This window comes from Novipirellula caenicola, assembly GCF_039545035.1.
Lineage (GTDB): Bacteria > Planctomycetota > Planctomycetia > Pirellulales > Pirellulaceae > Novipirellula > Novipirellula caenicola.
This window is the reverse complement of record NZ_BAABRO010000002.1, coordinates 102,734-123,981: the sequence shown is the minus strand read 5'-3', so window position 1 is coordinate 123,981 and position 21,248 is coordinate 102,734. Positions and strand designations below refer to the sequence as shown.

Sequence of the window (21,248 nt, the reverse complement as noted above, 5' to 3'; positions counted from 1 at the left end):
CGAAACAGAAAAAACGGAGGATTACGAACCACTCCACGCACGCCTTCTTCCGTTGGCTCTTCGTCGATTTTAGTGGCTGATTTCCGAGCGGTCTTGGTTTTTCTACCATGGTTGCATGAATGAACTACATGCTCACTATCGTTTGCTACTGGGACTTGATGACCAGTGGCAGGTCCAGAACGTTGACCTTCAGATGGATGCCAACAGGGTTGTGATCCAATTGCGTCACTCCGGCGGCAAACCCTGCTGCCCCGAGTGCCAGGATGAATGCTCTCGTGCGGACACCGCGCCAACGCGTCGGTGGAGGCACCTGGACACCATGCAGTTCGAGACCATCATCGAAGCGGCAATCCCTCGCTCACAATGCACTCAGTGCGGAGTGAAAACCATTGCCGTGCCCTGGGCCGGGAAGCACTCTCGATTCACGCTGATGTTTGAAGCCTTTGCCATTAAAGTCCTTCAGTCGGCTAGTAGCGTTTTGGCGGCGACCAAGTTACTAAAAATCTCCTGGAACACCGCTCACGAGATCATGCAGCGTGGGGTCGAGCGAGGACTACAGCGTCGTGATACCGACCCAATTGAAACCATCGGCATTGATGAAAAGAGTTTTGGCAAAGGTCAAGACTACGTGTCGCTGATGGTGGACCTGGAAGGATCGCGGGTGCTGGAAGTCGTCAAAGACCGCAGTGAGGAATCTTGCGACAAACTCTTTGACAGTCTCACCGATGAGCAAAAATCGGGTATCCGGGCAGTCGCGGTGGACTTCTGGCAAGCCTTTCGAAACAGCATCGTCAAGCAAGTTCCCAAAGCAAAGATCGTTCACGACCATTTTCACATTAGCCAGCACCTCGTCGAAGCGGTCGACCTGGTTCGACGTCGAGAGAACAAACTCCTTCGACGCGAAGGCATTAACGCGCTAACGGGCACGCGTCAGTTTTGGCTCTTCAACGAGGAGACTCTTGATGATGCCAAGCAAAAGCAAATGGAGGACATTCGCCGAGTAGCGATCAAGACGGCACGCGCGTGGGGAATCAAAGAGATGTTTCGTGACTTCTGGACTTACCGAAGCGCCGCTTGGGCGGAGAAGTTTTTTGATCGTTGGTATGCATGGGCGATTCGCAGCAAGCTTGATCCGATCAAGAAGGTGGCGAGGATGCTCAAGAAACACCTCGCTGGTTTGCTGGCCTACTTCGAGTACTCCATTACGAACGCCAAAAGTGAAGCTTTCAACGGTCGGGTGCAGGCAATCAAGTCGGCAGCCCGCGGCTTCCGCAACTTTGAGAACTACCGTATCCGGATCCTGTTCTATTGTGGAAAGCTACAGCTGGAACCAGATTTTAGCCACTAAAATCGACGAAGAGCCTCTTCCGTTTAAACCCTGCCTCTGGACGCTCACCGAGACGATCCGCAGGTTCTGAAGCCACTATTTTTCCAGCGAACACGCTCGATCACACCAAAAGCGTGGATAGAAAGATGGGTGCGACATCGAACTTTATTTGCGTTAGGCCAGCACCGGCAGAGGACGACGTTGCTTGAGTTTCGTTGCGAGTCATTGGCGAAGAATCAGATCCCGTACTTCGGTACACGCCTCACCCGACTTCGCGTTTGTCGAAACCACCACGACCATGTTGCGCGCGGGGACGATGTAGAGTCCGGAATAGTTCATGCCATTGGTCCCTGTATGCCAATGAAGCTCGCCAGGAACCCAGTCGGGATGACTGATCGTCCATCCAAGTCCGTAGTTTTGCTTTAGTGGGTCCGTATGCAATCGGACAAAGGTTGGGCGTGACAAAAGCTTAGAGGTGGCTGGACTGTATTGCAGATGCAAATGTCCAAATACCGCCAGATCGATCACGCTGCAATGCACTCGGCTGGACGGTCCCATGCAGGGTGCGTTGTCGGCTGTGGGACGGGCTGGCGTCATCTCCGCGCCCAATCCAATATGCCCACGCGGTTGATCGATCTTGTCGGGATCCGAAGGCGGGCCGAACCCTGCTGTTTCCATTTTTAGCGGTGCAAACAGCATCTCATTCATCATGTCTTCCCACGATTCGCCAGTCGCTGCCTCTGCCATCGCAGCGGCGACACAATATCCAAAATTGGCGTAGACATGCTTCTCACCCATCGACGCGACCGGCGGTTGTTGAAGCACGATTTCCACCATCTTCTTTCGCTGCTCCAAGATGTCTCCACTTAGCCCACTGATCGCCGCATTGAGTTCGGGGGATTGTCGTCGATCGCTCGGCAATCCGGATCGATGCAGCAAAAAATGCTCCAGCGTTACGTTCGCGTATTCGGGCCGAATGCGATCGAGCAAATCAGGAAACGCTTGGGCTACGGTGGTGTTCCAGCGGAGTTTTCCTCGGTCCACCAGCATGCCAATTAACATTGACGTCATCGGCTTTGATATCGAGCCATGATGAAACTTGTCATCGATGGTGACCGTCTCGTTGGAATCCATCTGTCGCAGACCAACAGCACCGACTGCGATCAGCTGGTTGCCCTGAACAACGGCCGCCGCCAAGGCGGGGACTCCGTGTTTTTGTCGCACCGGTTCCAGCATTGCGTTGAGTGAAGCAACATTGTGGCGGGCAAGGAGCGAGGTGTTTTGCGTAGGCTGACGGCGATCACGGTTTTGGACACGGTCCTTTTGCATTTCGCTTTGTTGTTCACGCACGAATTGATGGTCGGACTCACTGAGTTTCGTCAACGGTACGGTGATCGTATTTCCGTCCGCTTTGCGGAGACGGATCGTGCTTCGACGTAGGTCGACGAATTCCGCCTCAACCGTAAATGCCCCATCGTCACTCGTCCACGTCCGAAGTGACTCCGAGGATGTTTGTGCGTCGACTGCACCGATGAATACCATCGCCGTCAGAGCTAACGAGAGAAGAATTCGGATTGTCATGAACGGGATTGTCCCTAAATCGGTTCACTATTGGTACGTTGCGTGACGCTGGTGTCACTGGGCGGCGATCCACGATGTGACCCTCAAGAAGACGCGAAGACGCAATGCGTGGCCGTCGCACGTTTGCACCCTTCGGGCCTTGCGTTTCACTCAATCAGCTGAAATTTCGTCCATCAAATCGCTCTGCCGCAACGACAAGATACCGGAGACGCCGAGACCAGGCAACGATCGTAGGCGATTTGCCCAATCGCGAATCGTCATCCCTGACTCTTCTTTCTGCAGCACCAGTGTTTCTGTCTACCTATCATCAAAAGCGACAGCCGAACGAAGATCACCGACAGTTCGATGCAGCGCGTGTGTCAGCAATCCGCGACCGTCGCTCCGGACTTGTTACCGTGATCGCCGAGGACTGCGGTGGAAACAAGTTAGTGAATATTCGCGGGATCGGTTGGCTCGTGCGTTTCCAGTCGGACCACATCAGGATAACGCTCATTCCGTTGTGATGATGCCAGTCGGGAACCAAGGTTAACCGGGCCGCTGGCTCGATTCAGGTGATTCTTTGACAGCGCGAGTCTAGCCTGGCGTCAGTTAGTCACAGCCAAGGTCTTCAACAAATCGTTGCTCAGGGTAGATCCTGTCGTAATCGACGCCCAGTTGTTCCGAAATGATCCGGCGCACTTTTAGGGCACGTTCGCGATTGACCGCAGGCGAGCAGCGGCGGATGAACTCGTCTTCCGAAATGGGCGGCCATTGGTCTGCGGATGGAATGCTTGCTGAGTTGAACCACCATGCGGTCAAAACAATCGTGACAAGTAAGATCCCGATCAACCATAGCATGACAACAATCTCGGTTGGAGTCAGAGACAGAAAGTGTGAAATGAGTTGGGGGTGTGATTGGGTTGGGGGTAACGTATCGCATCAACCCTTGGGTAAGGTTCAGCCCGGATGATGGCTTTCCATCATCGTCTCGGCGCGATTAGCATGATCAAACGCCTTTCGTCGCCGTGCTGCGTCTTTGATGCTCGATCGATTGTTGTTGGTAATCACGCAGGTACGGAATGCCGACGAAAAACATCCTCCCGAAGGCCAATAATGCAAGTACTGTCACGCGGAACGAGAGACTGCGGTTTGTTGGCATTGCTATCGGTCGTGCACGGATTCAATCGGAACAGGTCAGTTCCTCGTTGTACGACAGAGCAAGCTGGATCCAGGATTTCAAAGCTTGTTTCGATTTTACGGAGTCTGCGTCAATGTAAACATAGCCCTGGTATTGTCGACCACGCATAACGACGGTCGTGCATCCTTTTCGTTTGATTGATTTTTGGTGTAACGCAGGGGCAATTCGGCACATCAGGCGTTCTTCGCGAGCAGTCACGCACATCTTGCCACGCACCATAAAGGCAAGACTGCCGAACATCTTTTTTTCGGAGACGTCCGATACGTCGGCGAGCAAGTCGCGAACACGTGTCACAAGGTTAATGCAAGCCATTGGATCAACTACTTCAGGAATGGGGCACTCTCAACGCGATATTTTGGTGTAGTGCGAACGGTGTCATCGGGGTCAACGGTTCATCCTCGATGCGGACTGCATTTTAGCAAGCGTATTCAGCAAAAGTAATCGCTACTTGCGTATAAGACGTTCAGTCGTCTTGTGCCCATTGGTACGAAAGAAACGCGAAGTATCCAGCCATTGCGATACGAACGAGGCGATGCGTTCGCTCGGACAGCGTAAGAGCGAGCACTGCCACCGTTCTCGCCACCCCTGTACCGCGGAATAAACGATTCCGTAGACCAAAGTTCCCGGCCCAACGCCGCTGCGATCTCGCGGTTATCGGTCATACTAAGACGCCTATTCGATAAGGTGGCTTCGGTACAGCGGTTGTCGTCTTTAAAAGGCCAACGATTGATCGTTCGTTTGCAATGTTGCGTCAGCCGAACTCGGGTGCACGACATCGTCCTGACTGCCATTCGTGCTCCGTTCGCAGGAACAACAAATTCGCGTGCGACCCTAAGGACTAAAAGTACCTCACGCGACTTGCCCAGGTCAGTCCCATTTTTCTGTCGCACCAATTATTCTGTCTATCTATCGTTCGAGCGTGTGCGATCATACCGCAACTACCGACAAAAAGATTGGTGCGACAGAAAGATTCAAAGGCAAGTAAAACGGCACTGTCCGTACTGCTATGACCCTCGTGAATCGCCTCATCCCGCTCCCCAGTCGCAATGCGACGAAATTCGATAGCCACGGACGCGAGTCCGTGGAACACCAACGCGGGAGTCAAGCAGTAGTCGCAGCGCGACGGCAGGAGATCCCCGCCAGCACCAGTTAGCCCGCGAATCACGCGAATCACCGCGAATGCTCATCGCAATGTTGAATTGACGATGCGACTAGACGACCGCAATCGCAATAGGACGCAATGTTCGCTGATGACCAACCATCAGGCAAAAATATGGGTGACAAAAAGATGAAGACACTCAACACGCGGTCTTAAAATCTTTCTGTCGCACCAATCTTTCTGCCCTACATCCGCGATCACCTGAAACGCACTCCTCACTCCTCACTCCTCACTCCGTGTCTCCGTGTCTCCGTGTCTCCATGTCTCCATGTCTCCATGTCTCCATGTCTCCATGTCTCGCCCGCGCCCGGTCGTCAATCCCACCTTGCCAGTCCGCAGGTTCTCGACTTGGTTATCCGTCGTTGCGGGCTGCGTCAGAGATTGGGGAAGTACTGCTGCAGCGGAGAGTTTAATAAGTCTCCAATATTGCAAACGCTAAAGTCGGAGAGGAATAGCAGGAAAAACGTGCCAAGATAGAGTTTAATCGCACTCGTGGAACGCCCCTCAACCGCTATCCGAACAGCGTGAAAGATGAGACAGGTTGCAACAATGGAGCAAAAGATCAGTGAACAGGCGCCAAACGAATATAGGACATAGTGGCTGGGATAGAGTCTGATCAATCGCCAGATTGCACCGTTCACGAGTACGATATGAAACAGGAGAAACGGAGTAGTCAACAGCATGAACCCGATCACTTGGCGTCGCGTAAGCGACCGCCAGAAGGCAGTCGTCGAACGTACGTCGATAGCTGTGTCTGGCGGGACGTAGGGGTTTGGCATGCTTCCGTCGGCAAAAGAGGACATACAGGGGACAGGGAGTTGATCATCCACTTGAGAAAACGCCACAAGCCGTGTTTTCGTGCATGTCATGGTTCCCCGCTTTTGTTTGCACGCACCAACCATTCGGAGCAAGCCCGTGCCACAGAAGCGGAGAAAAGCATCGAGTTGTGTGTATGCAGTGTAACCGATGCTTCTTCGACGTTGGGGTGACGCGTACAGGATGCCGGTACCGAAAAGTCAAATCGCCCGGCGATTGTTTTGATGGCACATCCCGTCAGCATCGGTAATCGAAACCCTGGAGCGGTCATTCGTTCACGGTGATCCAACAGCGGTGCAAAGGGCCAACGCATGCATCCAGGAATGAGTCGTGTCGCAGGAAGTGCGGTTAGCGGGGGAGCCAGCAGAACGAGCGGACCACTCCAACCAGTATTGTGGACCGCGAGCCAAGTCGCGACGCAACCGAGGCTATGAGCGACGATCCCGTCCGGTCGCTGCTCTCGAAGATTGGACGAAAGCCGGTCAACGATGTCATCGAGTCGTAACCCGACGCTTGGGTAGCGGAAAAGTGTCGCTTCTACAGAATCGCGCTGCAGTCGCCGCAACAATGGGCGGAATACATACGAAGCGACGGCAAAGCCGTGAACAAGTTGGACCGAAGTCTTGTGCAATGTATTCAGTCGGCGAACAGCGGACATGACAGGGGACGGCGGGTTGATCTTCCATCTCTAAACGGGCGACGCAGTCCTCCACGTGCACGACGTTGTAATCGACGATTGCCGAACGGCAGTTGACCATCCACTTCGAGAAGCCAACTCTGATTTTCAGTTAGTCCACCCAAGCGTCCATCGCATCTTCAGTGGAAATCGTTGCGATTACGCCGTGGTCTGTCTACTTCTTCCAAGTATAGTCCCGAGAGAGCACTTGGCCATTGTTACTGATCACTGGATCGCGCCACTCCTTATGGTATCCGTATACGATCGCGATAGTGATCGGTTAAACGACTGCAGCGTGCGATGATGCAACGACGAGCGGAAAAGAAAGCAGAGTGGCGAGATTGAATTTAAACACGATGAGTACGCTGGATTAGTGTGGCGAACGGGAGCGATATGCGGTCGGCGGCGAAAAACTCGAACTCAGTGTAACGACGACTCCGCCGCTCCGTCTGAATCCGTTGGTTATCCGAAATGCAAGTGCTTTTACGGCAGCAACATTTGAAGACCCAACGAGCATGAACGCCGATCATCTGCGTACAGTTGTCAGTCACTAGATGCACCGTGTTGCACCAACAAGTTGACGACACGCTCAGCGAGTTGTTCTGATTCGTGGTCACGTCTCCATAGTGTTTTACGGTCCGGGACGACCATGATGAACATGGTCTTGTTCCCGAGTCGTCGTTCAAGCCAGACGTCAACATGAGAACGCTCATCGACCACGTCGAATTCCGCGGTATCAAATCGGAGAACTCCATTCACGTTTGATTCGCGATGTTTCTCGATCGCGCGGAAATCGCTTGCTGCCAAAACATTACCGACGTCGTCAAACAGCGTCGACGGGGATTCGAGACAATGTGCGTTCACCATTCATCTTTTTTGTTCGCAGAGGTCCCGACTAATGAGATCGGATTGCGTATGCGATCACCTGCTCGCCGCGAACGACTCGCCACCGCTAAGAACTCAACTCGGCGACTCGCCTGCAGTACGCCCAGCATGGGCGTGAACTTATCGGGTGCAAGTCCCCCGTACATAGTTCCGGTTTCTTTCAATGAGTTCAGTATACCAATTAAAATCCTAACGAAAGAACAGTACGAGGCCCCTTGCCTGACAACGCGGCAACTGCGGACGACGTGACGATCCGTGGGACCGGTAGCTCCAGGCTTCTGGCCATGTGAAGACGAAGCAAAACCGGAGGACGGAGTGCAGGTAGATGTGGCACTTGCGTGGGGATACATCTCGCTCAAATTTGGGGAGATCTGTCAGGCGTGCCCGTGAGTAGGGTTTGCCCGAAAGCCAGGACCGTGCATTCGTAAGTTACTCGCTGCCGACTGGAAGTCAGCAGAGGGCATCGTAGCTGACCCACGCGGTCAGCGAAGGCCCGAGGGGAACGAGCAAGTACGTATTTCGGCCACTCGCATGCATGTCTCCTCCGCGACAAGCCGTCGTACGGCGGTCAACTCATGGTGGCGCTGGCTGTTGTTCAATGGCCCCAAGTCGTCGTGGCAACATGACGATTTAAAACTCGTGTTTAGGCCGCCGGATGCGGACCCGCATGTCCGGTGTGTGCGAGGGACTCCCGAGCAATCCGGGGCCCTTTTTCGATTCCGTTTGTTGTCTAGCAACTCGTCACGTTAGGACCAGTTTGCCATCTGGAAAAGCACCATTCCAACCAATTGGCAGTTTTCCACGGGTGATCCACTGGCAACATTCGGTAGCAAAAGCCGAATGACCATCAGGATATTCCATTTCCAAGCAAGCGTGAAGAATCAAGCCGCGAACGTCGTTTGGATCGAATTGGAGCATCGTCGCTGGAGTTTTATTAAGTTTGGCCGCCATCATTCCATCGAGTATTTCGTTCAATTTTGAAAACAGCGGAGTCAAGCAAGCATGATGACAACCAGTTCTATCCATGATCATTTCGACGATCGAGTTCTGTATTCCGACACAAATGTAGGTAAGTGTCGTATCTGGCGAATAATCATGAACCACGTTTACATTCTCTTCGACAGGCTTGCCGAGCGAAGCAAACCAATCGGATGCGTTAAGTGTTTCAAGGTATAGAAAGACCGAGGGGCTCAATTCGGGCGACAAAAATGGGCTGTTGATTTCGATCCAAGAATCCAAATCAGTAAGTCGAATTTCTAATCCAGTTTCAGCGTCAGACATTTTGGATTGAATATCATGTTCATGAAGTTCGTTGGCCACGTCCCTGACAGCGATCAAGTTAGCCACATAATCCTCGATTGAGGATGAGGCTAGTAACCAGTTGGCAACCGGAGAGAAATCATTGCTACACTGTCGAATCTCAGGCAGTGTAATGTTCGGGTTCAAGTTCCGAACGATCTTAAATGCTCGAGCGATTTTCGCATCTGCCAAGTCGGCAAGCGAAAGAGTCAAATTCCGCGTCATGACGTTCAATTAAGGTAGATGAAGATACCAATCACGCGGCGGCGACGATGGATTGTCCATTTCAAAAACGCCCGACCTCGCCGCTCGGGTGCACGGGCGTGTAGTCCGTGGTTATGTATGCCGTCTCCGTTTCCGCGGTGCCAAATCGCAGCCCAACAGCTTTTTTTGCCCGGTGGACGGGATTGTTCAACGATTCTCAGCGTGCAGGAAATTGCGAATCTCTGGTGTTGTCGCAAGGTATTGATCGACAAGTTTGCTGGACTTTTCGTCTGTCAGAGAGATCATCCCGACGACTCTGCCATTGATCAATTCAGCGAGGCCCAGCGGCGGTGGCAATTCTCTTCCCTCAAAATAGTGAGAGAGATCAGGTTGCACAATGACTTTCATTGTATCCAAATCAAATAGAAACAAGCCGTCATCGGGGGCCCCCTCGGAAAATGTTCCGGCTGACAACGTTCCCTTGTAAAGACCTCCATGCGCCATCCATTGAAACTCCCCATTGCCTGAATAGCCTAAATAGCACATCGGGACCTTGTTGAAAGCCATTCCATCAGGATAGCGAACGAACCCGACTGTTCGGTCACTTGAAGAATCGACTATTACTTCAAATACTCCTTCTTTGTACTTAGCTGGTACATTGCCCTCGATAGGTGGGACCGAACCCATAACACGCGCCTCTAGAGGAAGTGCTTCAATTCCGTCCATTCCGATCGAGTAAGGGTGATAAAGCCATTGCGCAGAAACAGATTCATGAATGAACGGATCGCGTTGGGCACCGTTTTTTTCCACATCCATCCCGCCTACAAACAAATAGAAAAATAGATAGAGCAAAACAGCAATAGCAAAAGATGCGGATACAACGAGCCATTTGTCTCGTGGCGAATCCGTTCCTCGATTTTGTTCAATCAAAACATGTTGCGTGGTTCGAGAAGGCCGTTTTTCAGGAATACTGCATGTGTGAGCCCCGAAAAGGTCCCGGAGTTTCGAATTGGCGACCTCAGAAAACTCAAAGCACTGATTCGGCCAATCGGGTATCCGACACGCTCGTTTTGCCTTTGGATTTCATTTATCGCTTCAGTTGCGATAACGTCCGCGATGTTCGGGCGGCGAACGGTGGTTGAACCACTTTGAAAAAACGATGCCGCCACTCCGTCACCATCGCATCGTTACCCGACATGTTAGAGCCTTAGGGACCGGAGCAACATTGCCTAGCCACCATAGAATGAAATACTGCGAGACATGGAATAGGTAGTTGATCCATCATCACTTGCCGTTTCAACGGTATCGACGACCTTCCCGTTAGTGTCGATTTCAAATTCCTCACAGCACCCATGGGGCGACTCCCCGGTTTCACCGGTTTTGCTGTTGATCCACGGATCGAGCAGAAAAGTGTCGATGCATAAGATGGTTTGCGAGCCTTGATGTTGCTGACTCACGGTGTAGTGTGTGTAGGGGCCAACCGTCAAATGTGCATTGACCCATCGCGCAAGACCCGCGGTAAATCCGGCTCGGATCAACACGGCCTCCAAGTCAGGTTCAGGCAGGCGTCCAGAGACAGCAAGTGACAGTGAAGCCATATGAGTAAGCTCAGCAGTGGTTCTCGATTGCGTCTCAGACCGGTAACGTCGAGCATCACCGAGTACCGCGAGGCGATGCTTCATTTGAAAAAGCCCGGTGCCGCGCTGCGGCGAACGCAATGGTACGCCGCTTCTTAATCTGAGTAAGCAAGATTGTAGCTCGTTCCGTCATCCCGCTGCACTACCAGTGACTCGCCCATGCGCTTGCGCAGTCGCACTCTGCGAGCGTCGGCCATGTCGTCAGACGTTGCAACCAAAAGGTAACCATCTGAGTCAATTGTCCAGTACATCAGCGGAGCAACAGGTGGCTGCCCCTCAGTCAGTATTGTAATCGCAACGGTCCCGTTGGAATGATAACGTGATTTATCGACGCCATCAGGACGCTGGTAAACGAGGCATCGATTCTCGACGTCGGCTCGCATCCATCCACCTGGACCGGGTTGCGTAGTATATTGTGAACGACTGCACCCGGTCGCGAACACGATTGTGAAGACGGTGGCGGCTGAGAATAATAGTTTTGTCATATGTTGACGAACGACGACGACCAACCCAGTCGCCACCATTTTCGTTTGTGTTCACGAGACGATCTCGCCGGCGAATCGGGGGCTACATATTGTTACCCGTTGTTTTGCCGCTGGCCGCCCGTTGATTGTAGCGAGTTGATTGACGCGATCAAAATCCTCGTTCTTCGCCTCGCCTGCCCTCTGTTTATTTATCTTCACAGCACAGAAAACTGGCAACGAATGAAACCGCAGATGAACGCCGATGAACACAGATTACCTCCTGCCGCATCTGCGTGAATCCAAGTTCATCTGTGGTTCCCACTTCTCAAGTTCCTCGTTTTGCAATCCGACACTCGTTGCGTTTGCAGCACAAAAAGCATCTTCGGCCTTCATCCGCCAGACCACCGCAGACCGCCAAGTCTAATTCATCAAATACCAATTTCCCATCGGGTAATGTTACTAATCACCGAGAACCGGCATGAGATTTTTCATCGTCAATAGGCAACGCCCGGTCCTTAGGTGCATCGGATGGTTCGCCCCACGGGTGGCTGGTTCCGGGATCAAAGTCTTTGATCTCAAGCACGATTGCGACAACGTGCCCGTTAAGACCATGAGGTATTTCGGTGTTTGGGAACGTAAGTGAGCGTTCAGTATCAACGGCGGAAACGAACAAAAGCATTTGCTCGTTGTCACGAAGTGCTACCCGATCGTTCCATCCCCATGTCGCAGACAGTTTCCGCTCAGGAAGCAAGGCTTCGATTTCCTGGTCGGTAGACATGCCAAAGAACCTGATTGCAGCGTTGCCGCCGTTGAAAACTGGTATCGAGCATGCGAAGCTGGAGCCAGAACGCAGTCCGCAGCCTCCGCCACCAAGACGTGTTTCCTCCACCAATTCGTCGTTAGGGCCGAAGTGAAGTGCTAGCACCCGCCAATGGCATTTTCTGTCAGGGCCATCGTACTTGTACTTCACGCAATTCATGTTCAGTAACGATGCAAGCTCTGCACCGTCAAGTTCCACTCGCGAGAACCCGGGCTTAGGTTCGGCCCGTTCGGTGCAACCCAGAGTGAGAATTGCGATCAGGAATATAGTGAACCGTGGCATTTTGATTATAGGCGAACGGGAGCGATGTGCGAGCGGCGAACGGTGGTTGAACCACTTTGACAAAACGATGCCGCCGCTCACTCACTATCGCATGATTATTGCAGATCATAGCAAGCATTAATCGAGCGTGGTTGCAGTCGGCGTTCCGCCACGGGGGTAGCCCATCAAGCAGGCGACCGTTGGAATCGACCAGTAATGCTAGTGTAATGGACTGCGAGTACAAAATGTTGTACGACCATAACCGTAAATTTCACTTGTTACACCAGAGATGGAATGAAACGCACATCTGCACGGGGTCCGCCGCTAGTTGCGATAACAGCCAGGATCGCCCGGGTCGGGCGATTGAGCAGCCATTGCCCTGGAGGCACTCGAGTACTCGGATTGCATCCGTTGGTTCGTCGTGTTTGGTTTATGGATATAGCCCCGCACGTTGGATCGTGACCGACAGAATCATCCCACTGAATAAAGCGGTGACGATGCCCGTCAGTACAACCCCGCAACCCCAAAGCAAGAAGATTGACGCTCGTTCTGACGAACGCGTTGTTCGTTCGATCGCAAGGTCGGTCAGAATCAGCAGCGCGAGCAACGCCAAACTTGGAAGCAGCGAAGACATCACGTTGGTTGGGGCGACTTGCAGCAGCCATTCCGCTGAGATGAATAGCTCGCCTCGTTGTCGTAGTGCGTCGAACGCACCCTCGGACCGTGGAGTGGCAATCGCTACGATCAACCAAGCCGGAAACCAAGCCGCGACGTAAACCGCGAATCGCAAATGGGATGCAAACACTAGGCGAGAGAGGCCGCGTTTGGAACTGTGAGGAGTGACTTCGCCTGACACGCAATGCTCCTATTCAGTCGGGTAACGTTGGAATTCACGCGGTGGCGGGAGTTAATTGTCCAATTCAAAACGCACGCCACCGCCACTCGCGTGCAATTCACTGGTTACCCGCCGTGTTGGTTCGATTGGAAGTCAAGCACAAGTTTGGACCAAAAGCGGATAAACCGGCCGAATCAAACAGGCTGCGGGCGAGTAGAACGGAGTCTCTCGGATGTTAAGATACGCTTTGTGTCGACGGCTTGCTACAGACTTCTCCTTGTGGTGTCACAATATTTGATCCTTGTCCAATTGGTCACCGAGTTGCATCTGGACCGCCGACTGGATTGTGATGAAATGCCGTGAACACCCATTGTGATTCGTGAAAATGTCGCTGCTTCGTGGCCAACCCAGTTTGACAAACTTACCCGCGAATCACCGCGAATGATCATCGCACTGTCCAATTGACGATGCGACTAGACGACCGCAATCGCGACAGGACGCAACGTCTTCTGATGACCAACCCTCAGGCAGAAACATGGGTGACAAAAAGATGAAGGCAAAAGAAGGGGGGCTCTCAATACATCGCCTTTTCCATCTTTCTGTCGCAGCAATTTTTCTGTCCATCTATCGTCCGAGCAAGGACCGAACGAAATTCACCGAAAGTCGGGCGCGCGACGTCATTCCGAAAACTTGACCTTCGTTGGCTCGCGAATGAACGCCAATCGGCAACGCACAATAGCTGCAGCAGCGATTGCCGATCTTTCCAACGGACGAATTGAATTGACGACCACGAACCCATTCAGTCGCAATGTCCTCGAGTGGGTCATTGGTAAACAGGAAGATGGTCGACAGAAAAATGAAGACGGAACAACGATGTACTCTAGTCACTCTGTCGCACCAATTTTTCTGTCTATCGATCGTCCGAGCAAGGACGGAACGAAATTCACTAAAGTTCTGGCACGCGGCGAGCGCTGGCATCTCGCAATCCACGGCCTTGTCTTGCCCGTTGCGACTGCGTGTTTGACCATACCGCAAGTACCGACAAAAAGATTGGTGCGACAGAAAGTTTCAAAGGCTGGAAAACGGCCCATCTGTCCTGCGATCGCTCACGTAGATCCCGGCCAAACCTGCTCACCAGTCGCAACGCGACGAAATTCGATAGCCACGGACGCGAGTCCGTGGAACACCAACGCGTAGGCATGCAGTAGTCGCAACGCGACGGCAGGAGATCCCCGCCAACACTAGTTATTCTGCGAATCACGCGAATGATCATCGCTCTGTCCAATTGTCGATGGGGCTTGGCGACCGCAATAGGACGCAACGTCCCCTGATGACCACCCTTAAGGCAAAAACATGGGTGACAAAAAGATGAAGGCACTCAACACGCGGTCTTAAAATCTTTCTGACGTACATCCGCCATCATCTGAAGCGAACTCCCCACTCCCCACTCCTTGTCTCCATGTCTCCATGTCTCCATGTCTCGCTCCCGCTCCCGCTCCCGCCCGCTCGTCAATCATTTTGCCACCTAATCATTCTGCCAAGCGAACGACCGCGGGGGCCAGTTGCGACCGCGAGTTGACGATTGCCATGAAGTTAGCGTCGTCAGTTGGGGAATGGCAGCGATAACCGGGCCGCCGCCAAGAAACTATGTTTCCAACTCCCGCGTCATCGGAGGCTCCGGTTTTACCCCATTGGCGTGCCCTCGGTTTCCGCTTCCCAGCTAAATACGTCACCTTCAGGTAAGTCGCGCACGTCGCACAAACGAAGCATATAAAGTAACTGGGCACGGTGGTGCATGCTGTGGGTGATCACGTGCGCGATCGTCGTGCCGAACCGTTTTTCCCGTGGCGGGAAGTCCAAGTGATCGTACCATGTTTGGTTCCAAGCATTTGATTCCGCGACATCCTGAGCAACCTTTCGCAGTCGCGATTCCGCGTTGGCCAGCCGTTGAGCCATACCCGAAACGGTTTGATCCGTTGATCGTTCAAATTCTTGCTGTGCCATCAAAGCAGACCAAATCTCCATATTGTGGATGATGTGGTCCAACGTTCCCCGCAACGTTCGATGACCAATGTCAAAATCGCGATCGAGTTCGGCCACGGAAAGTTCCGCGCAGATGTCGAGGATTCGTTTGGTCGTCCACGCATCATGTCTTAGTAAACAGTTAACTAAATCCATGCGGCACTCTGGGGCATCACGACGAAATTCACCGAGTATGCGCGGTTGACGTGTCGGTGGCCATTTCACATTACTCGCGTAATTCCGTGCAATTCTTTGATTATCCGTAGTAATGATGGGTATAAAATGTGTGTCAGGCGGCCGGTACGACGAAGCTTAAGTGATGGGCGGCGTGCCATTGTTGCATCAAGAGCCATTGTTCACGATTGAGTCGACCCAGCATCGGATAGTGCGTGACGAATGGAGTCGAGGGATCCATTAAGGTTTCCGCGAGCGCGTAAAATCGGTTCGCACAGGCGTCTTCATCGAGATCGCAAGCGGGCTGAAGTTGTTTCGGCGCTTTGCCGCGAAGCTTGGATGGTTTTCCCTTCCGCATCGTAGGCATGAACATCAGTTTCATCACGGGGCGCAACAGGGCAGGAAACGCGAATTCCGCGCCGTCGATTGTCATTTGCATGGACATGTTCAGGTGATCGAGTATTTGGGCGAGGCTCCAAGTGCCAACTAGTTCGTAGCCGCCTTCACGCAATCGAGCGATGTCGGCGCAAGCAGCGTCCAAATCGGGGTAACGCAAATCCATTCGTCGTGCTGCGATTGTCGTTTTAGGATTGGGTTTCTGGAGCATGCTTAGAGAGTACGCTTATATTTGGTGTAAACGGTTTAAGTCGGATAACGCTGGTCGTCAGCGGGCACGCGCCAATGTGGTTTTCATTCGCAATCGCTTCATGCTGGGCGCCGATGCACGATATGGTTATCGGATGATTGACGCAGTGTGTAGCAGAAGCCAAGTACACAGAGAAGGGAAATCCCGGCGTATGTTGGCAGGAGGATCAATTCGCTCGTCCACGATATTGCCGTCGACAAACGATTGTGTGTGTTTTGGACGAAGTATTCAACGGCTTGCGAAATGAGCGTGAAAGTGAAAGCACCAATGGACCCCGTTGCGATTGGCATCGCAGTTCGAACGCGTCGGTTAAGCCGAATCAAGATTGCGTGAGGAAACCATGCGATCGAGGTAATGATCGTCAAGGACAGTAAGTCCGCTCCTGAAAAAGACGCAAGTTCATTGGCGGCCGTCCAACCCCAGCCGATGGCCAAACATAGATACAGGGTCGCAATGAACGCACTGGCGAAAGCCGCAAAATGCGCAGCGTAGATCAAACGCAACGGGGATTCAACCGTAGTCGCGTCAATGTCTTGCGACATTGAGGCTGCGGTTGGCGAGTATGGATTGGAGGATGCCACTAGAAATCCGTTTCAATCAATGTAGGTGCCGTAACGACGGCGATCAGCGGGACGGAAGAGTTGATTTTCCATTTGAAAAACCGCGCAAGCCGTCATCGGGTGCACGGTTGGGTTCTGGCTTCCTGCCTTTTTAGTACTCGTACTCAGCATCGCGGTACTCGTCCTCGGTCACTGCATTGTACTCACCTGCTGGCTCGGCCACGGTATCCGATCGTGCGATCAAGCGAGTCAACAATGACACAATCCCGAGGAGCGTTCGTTTGAGTTCGCAATGTCGATCAACACCCAACCCGTCAGTCGCAGCAAGAATGTCTTGCATCGCAACACATTCCAACGTCGAACCGCGAGCGATATCGAGAAACCGACTTCGATCCTTGAGGCTGCGTTTCCCGTTGCCCTCGGCGATATCGAGCGGAATTGATTGGGCTGAGCGGAGCCATTGGTCACGGGCATGGCGATGGCATCCGTTCAAATCTTTGGCAACGGCGAACGATGAAGCGACGTATTCGATTGAGAGACGATAAACGTCGAGTCGATCGTGGTCAAAGATGGGGTCGGTCATTAGGGCCCCGATTCGAGTAGGAGTACGAGTACCGGCTAACGCCTGAATAGGAGTACGAAATCACTTCGTGCCAGAACGTCGGACATTACGGGGCACGGAGTGTTGACTATCCATTGCGAGAAACGCTGCAAGACGTGCTCGCGTGCATGTCATTGTTCCCTGCGTTCTTCGTGTAGGTTTGGACACTCTATCAGGATGACGTCGATGCAACATTCAGCGTACCACAAGTATGGCAGGTTGTCGGTCGGGTCATCGTCACCATTTCGATTAGTGCCGCACACTGTGCATTTGAAGTGCAGGTGTATTCCACCGCATCCGCCTTCCGAGTTCCAGTCATGCGCTACAGCGGACACCACCGGAACGGCTTCGGATGTCGTGGCGAAATCCCAACAATCCGCATTCGATTCGTCGTACCACGGGCTGTCCCGTGTGACAGACGTGATAAGACGTTCGAGCGACTTGTCGATCTGTTTGTAGTCTCCATTCAGGAACGCTCGATGTACGTCAATCGTGGTTGTTTTCATGTGGGAGGAAGGTGTTCCGTTCGAGTGCAACCTCAGTCGGGGAACGACCGCAATCACCGATTGCAGCCAGTGTGGTTTCCAATCGCAAACGCGCCATGCCGCACTTCGGTTCACGACATGATTACCCGCCTTCTTCGTTCCGCGGATGAACAAAAGGTCTGCAAAAGCCTTTGCTGCTCAACAATTGAACGACATGGATGCGAGATGTCGGTGCACAGTCTTTCGTAAGCGAACCGGAAAATGTCACGAGTTGACCTTGTTCTCGTTCGGAAAACTGGACCTTGGATTGGAGCACTGCGACGAGCGCATCCTTGTCATCAATTACGATCAAACGGAGTTTCGAGCGATCAATGTTTGACTTCGTCCAAACGGAAAGTAAAAAGGGTGACGCTTTGCTGGTTTGATCAATCAATGTCAGCGTAATCGGGGCTTTTCCTCTTCGTACGGGGTTCGAGTCATCTGCGAGGTCCGTATCGCGTGTGACATCTGGTTGTATTAGAACCGAAGCGACGTAGTCCAATTCCAAGGTTACGCCGCACGCGATGCCACCACCGCCGTCTTGTGCGTCCAAGTTCGCACACCGAACGATGCCAAGCCCGATAACCAAAGGTAGTGCAAGTAAACGCAGCATCGTCGTTCCATTTAACGTTGTGTCGTTAAGCAAACTTAGTCGGGTAACGGTTGACGTCACCGCGATCCGGCGGTTGACGTTGTGATGGCCTAGTTTGGCAAGGCCGGATCTGCGGTGCAGGTTGTCGTTTGCCGTTCGTGGGTTACGTTGGGACGTTCGGTGGATGATACGGATTGTCGGAAAATCTAGCATCGATTTCGGTATGCGCCTGGTCGTCATCGGGGTCAGCAATCGTGTCTTTGCGTCTGGATATGATCAATGCACGAAGTATAGATAGCACGACCGCGATGCCCAAAAAAAGCAGAAAAGCCTGGAATCCATAAATCAATGGCCCGAGCGTCAAATTTGCGCCGTCAACGGTTAGAGCTTGGAAGCCGTCTTCTGTCATCTGCGCTGGGTGAAGTTCCGCCCATTCACGTCGTAGCCGCCATTTCTCCTGGATCTCTTGAGCTGAGAGCATAGTGGCCAACAGAGCGAACCCAACGATTGCAGCTAGTTTTCCAATTCGGCGCAACCAACGATTCTTTATGACGCTCAGCGCGACAAGAATGCCAGCGCCGCACCATGTTGCCGCAGGATACATCCATGACAGCGAGTTGGTCCGTGAGGACTCCCAGATTTGTTCAAAAGTTTCCATCAATGTGTTGAGTAATGCAATTCAGTCGGGGAACGGGACGCGTCACCCGGTACGCGGGAAAGATTTTCCAACTTCACAACCGCCCGGCACACGCACGCGGGTGCACGCGAATGCTACTCGCCGTTTCCTGCCGCTGGGACATCAATGTGCCTGGGGCCTCCATGCGGTCCGATCGGTGGATCGACCCGGTTCGGGGCTTCTCCGGTGCGGAGGTAGTTTCGAATCAGTTCGTTTGGATCTCCATTGAAGCTTACCTGTCGCCCGCTAGTCAAACGAAAAACCTCCTGAGGTGGATCTGCATTCCGTACGACATTGGGGTCGGCATCCCAATCAAACCAGACGCGTGTTTGTAGTTCCTCGAACGTCCAAGCGTAGTGACTTGCGGGTGCCAGTCGGTCGTATTCGTCACGCAGATCATCCCAGTCGCTCGGCCAATCACTCGACGTCCGAAGATGATCGATCACAAAAGTTGACGTCCAGTCCGACGCGTACGCATCCGAAAATGACGCCAAACCACGCAAGACGTTAACGACGTAGATGCATGGAATCGACAGAAGAACGACAACCGCTAACGTAACGATCAGACGTTTCGATCTTGTGTTGCTCATTTCGTCAAGTAACGTCAAAAATCTCCCGGTCGCGACGAGAGATTCTCCATTGTCAATACGCCCGACTTCGAGACGCGGGTGCACGGTTTTGTTATCCGGCGAATCACCAGAACCCTACGACGAACTTTGTCGGCCAAAATTTTGGGTTTGGTGGTTCGCGAATGGAAACATAGACGTCGAAGTAAGTGTAACCAAATTCATGGGGATTTTTGCGTGCTTCGAATGAGAACCGCACCAGACACGACGAACCGTCATCCTCATTGCTGGCGAGCACTTCCACATGATTCGGATGATATTCACCGTCAAACTTGATGAATGATCGAATCATGTTCTCCGTCTGTTCGAGCACGGTGCTTGAATTGGCCGCCAATTCACGAGCGATATCGAATCGCGAATCGTCGCCGTACACTTCGTATTCGAGTTCGTTTTCATCTTCGAAACGGATGTACCCATCTCGATGCTGCAAGTTTCGCGGCTTGAAATCAGACATTGGTGTGAGTGTGCGAAACGGTCAGTCGGGGAACGTTGGCCGTGACCGAGGACGGACGATTGATTTTCCATTTGTGAAACCGTGCAAGCCGTCCGCCGGTGCACGGCATTGGTATCGCTGCATACGGCTAAGCCGCCATCGGGACCGAAGCGACCAAATCGGTCAAAATTTCAGCATTGCCAAAAGTGACCGGCCCCCAAGCACTTTGCACCGTGTTGAAGTCACCTGTCGCGGTATTGATGTAGTGTACACCCTGCACAATCGTTGAGTGGAAGCCAGTTCGATCTGCACGCATTTCCGCGAGGCGATCTCTCCAGTCGTTGTTCGTGCCCAGTATGACCAAATAAAGGCCAACCTCGGCGAGCATCCATCGTGCGGCCAGTTCGCGAGTCACAACGCGACGGCGATCGGCCAGAAACTCGTTACCGTTGCAGCCATTGTCCCAAGCCGTCACGGCGAGGGCATACCGCGCCGTCTTCCGCTTGCTACGAGTGAGTAGCATTTGCAACTCCTTCGGAAGATCAACCTGCTCATGCGGGTATACCGCCGGATACAGCAGCAACCTAAGATCAGAGAGATAGCGGTGGTCGATCATGCAAACGAGTGCCTCAATTGATTGCGATAACGCCGGACATCACGGGGCACGGAGAGTTGAGTATCCATTGAGATAAACGCCGCAAGCCGCCGTGCGCCAGTGCATGTCATTGTTCCCCGCTGTTTTCGTATCTCACGGGATCAAGGTTTGATTCAAGTACCGTACCATCAGGACGTAGACGGATCGAGATGGGAAAACAGGGATCGTAGAATTCGCAGTCGTGAAATACGAACGAGTGCCCAGAAATCGGGTCGCAACACTCGTTGTCGTGAATTACGAATAGATCGTGACCGCCACATTTCAGGCATCGTGGAGCGGCTTTACGCGTAAAACGCCATTCGTAGTATCGCTTCCGTGTCATTGCAGCGTCGTACGCCATCGATTTGCGATTGCGAACGGCCTTGAGTGTGTACCGGTCTTCGTTCGTGAATGCCGCTTCGGCATCCGCTAGAGACGGAATGCGTTCTGCGGGTTGCAGGTCGCTGCACGTTCGGCAGTACACGGCCTCAGTGTCCGCCTGAAGAAGGTATCCGTCTTCAAGGACGTAGAAGGTGTCCAGCACCGACGGTGCAGCGAGCAGTGCTTTGCCGTCCATCAGGTAAACGATCGAAGACGCCATGGTTCAGTCGGGGAATAA

General features: G+C 52.8%; 19 protein-coding genes. 1 reads left to right on the top strand and 18 read right to left on the bottom strand.

Annotated features, from left to right (window positions below; all coding sequences use genetic code 11):
• The first annotated feature begins 115 nt into the window (after nucleotides 1–115).
• A complete protein-coding gene (locus ABEA92_RS04620; protein WP_345682632.1) occupies nucleotides 116–1,348 on the top strand; it encodes an ISL3 family transposase in 1,233 nt (410 codons plus the stop codon).
• 201 nt (nucleotides 1,349–1,549) lie between these two features.
• On the opposite strand, the gene ABEA92_RS04615 is transcribed toward ABEA92_RS04620, so the two are convergent.
• From ABEA92_RS04615 to ABEA92_RS04530, 18 genes are all read right to left on the bottom strand, one after another.
• Nucleotides 1,550–2,908: a serine hydrolase gene (locus ABEA92_RS04615; RefSeq protein ID WP_345682631.1), complete on the bottom strand. Its 1,359-nt coding sequence runs from the start codon at nucleotides 2,906–2,908 to the stop codon at nucleotides 1,550–1,552.
• A 588-nt stretch (nucleotides 2,909–3,496) separates the two neighbouring features.
• The gene (locus ABEA92_RS04610; protein ID WP_345682630.1) at nucleotides 3,497–3,745 is read right to left on the bottom strand and encodes an acyl carrier protein; all 249 of its coding nucleotides are present in this window, start codon (nucleotides 3,743–3,745) and stop codon (nucleotides 3,497–3,499) included.
• A 322-nt stretch (nucleotides 3,746–4,067) separates the two neighbouring features.
• Nucleotides 4,068–4,397: a TfoX/Sxy family protein gene (locus tag ABEA92_RS04605; RefSeq protein WP_345682629.1), complete on the bottom strand. Its 330-nt coding sequence runs from the start codon at nucleotides 4,395–4,397 to the stop codon at nucleotides 4,068–4,070.
• Between the two features lie 1,712 nt (nucleotides 4,398–6,109).
• Nucleotides 6,110–6,718, bottom strand: coding sequence for an alpha/beta fold hydrolase (locus tag ABEA92_RS04600; RefSeq protein WP_345682628.1), 609 nt, complete (start codon nucleotides 6,716–6,718; stop codon nucleotides 6,110–6,112).
• Nucleotides 6,719–7,279: 561 nt separating this feature from the next.
• Nucleotides 7,280–7,603 carry a hypothetical protein gene (locus ABEA92_RS04595; protein ID WP_345682627.1) on the bottom strand — a complete coding sequence of 108 codons (324 nt, stop codon included), beginning with the start codon at nucleotides 7,601–7,603 and terminating at the stop codon, nucleotides 7,280–7,282.
• A gap of 759 nt (nucleotides 7,604–8,362) precedes the next feature.
• Nucleotides 8,363–9,145, bottom strand: coding sequence for a hypothetical protein (locus ABEA92_RS04590; RefSeq protein ID WP_345682626.1), 783 nt, complete (start codon nucleotides 9,143–9,145; stop codon nucleotides 8,363–8,365).
• 186 nt (nucleotides 9,146–9,331) lie between these two features.
• Nucleotides 9,332–10,054 (bottom strand): hypothetical protein, encoded by a 723-nt coding sequence (locus ABEA92_RS04585; protein ID WP_345682625.1) that lies wholly within the window; start codon nucleotides 10,052–10,054, stop codon nucleotides 9,332–9,334.
• A gap of 299 nt (nucleotides 10,055–10,353) precedes the next feature.
• A complete protein-coding gene (locus ABEA92_RS04580) occupies nucleotides 10,354–10,842 on the bottom strand; it encodes a hypothetical protein (protein ID WP_345682624.1) in 489 nt (162 codons plus the stop codon).
• An 846-nt stretch (nucleotides 10,843–11,688) separates the two neighbouring features.
• Nucleotides 11,689–12,243, bottom strand: a complete 555-nt coding sequence (locus ABEA92_RS04575; RefSeq protein WP_345682623.1) for a hypothetical protein — start codon at nucleotides 12,241–12,243, stop codon at nucleotides 11,689–11,691.
• A gap of 493 nt (nucleotides 12,244–12,736) precedes the next feature.
• Nucleotides 12,737–13,162 (bottom strand): hypothetical protein, encoded by a 426-nt coding sequence (locus ABEA92_RS04570; protein WP_345682622.1) that lies wholly within the window; start codon nucleotides 13,160–13,162, stop codon nucleotides 12,737–12,739.
• A gap of 1,662 nt (nucleotides 13,163–14,824) precedes the next feature.
• Complete coding sequence (locus ABEA92_RS04565) at nucleotides 14,825–15,319, bottom strand: DinB family protein (protein WP_345682621.1); 495 nt, start codon at nucleotides 15,317–15,319, stop codon at nucleotides 14,825–14,827.
• Nucleotides 15,320–15,452: 133 nt separating this feature from the next.
• Complete coding sequence (locus tag ABEA92_RS04560; protein ID WP_345682620.1) at nucleotides 15,453–15,944, bottom strand: DUF1569 domain-containing protein; 492 nt, start codon at nucleotides 15,942–15,944, stop codon at nucleotides 15,453–15,455.
• Nucleotides 15,945–16,694: 750 nt separating this feature from the next.
• The gene (locus ABEA92_RS04555) at nucleotides 16,695–17,126 is read right to left on the bottom strand and encodes a four helix bundle protein (RefSeq protein ID WP_345682619.1); all 432 of its coding nucleotides are present in this window, start codon (nucleotides 17,124–17,126) and stop codon (nucleotides 16,695–16,697) included.
• Between the two features lie 1,297 nt (nucleotides 17,127–18,423).
• The gene (locus ABEA92_RS04550; protein WP_345682618.1) at nucleotides 18,424–18,918 is read right to left on the bottom strand and encodes a hypothetical protein; all 495 of its coding nucleotides are present in this window, start codon (nucleotides 18,916–18,918) and stop codon (nucleotides 18,424–18,426) included.
• Between the two features lie 113 nt (nucleotides 18,919–19,031).
• On the bottom strand, nucleotides 19,032–19,526 hold the full coding sequence (locus tag ABEA92_RS04545) for a hypothetical protein (protein WP_345682617.1): 495 nt from the start codon (nucleotides 19,524–19,526) through the stop codon (nucleotides 19,032–19,034).
• A gap of 103 nt (nucleotides 19,527–19,629) precedes the next feature.
• Nucleotides 19,630–20,016 (bottom strand): hypothetical protein, encoded by a 387-nt coding sequence (locus ABEA92_RS04540; RefSeq protein ID WP_345682616.1) that lies wholly within the window; start codon nucleotides 20,014–20,016, stop codon nucleotides 19,630–19,632.
• A gap of 127 nt (nucleotides 20,017–20,143) precedes the next feature.
• Complete coding sequence (locus ABEA92_RS04535; RefSeq protein ID WP_345682615.1) at nucleotides 20,144–20,611, bottom strand: hypothetical protein; 468 nt, start codon at nucleotides 20,609–20,611, stop codon at nucleotides 20,144–20,146.
• Between the two features lie 106 nt (nucleotides 20,612–20,717).
• On the bottom strand, nucleotides 20,718–21,230 hold the full coding sequence (locus ABEA92_RS04530) for a hypothetical protein (RefSeq protein ID WP_345682614.1): 513 nt from the start codon (nucleotides 21,228–21,230) through the stop codon (nucleotides 20,718–20,720).
• Between the last annotated feature and the right edge of the window lie 18 nt (nucleotides 21,231–21,248).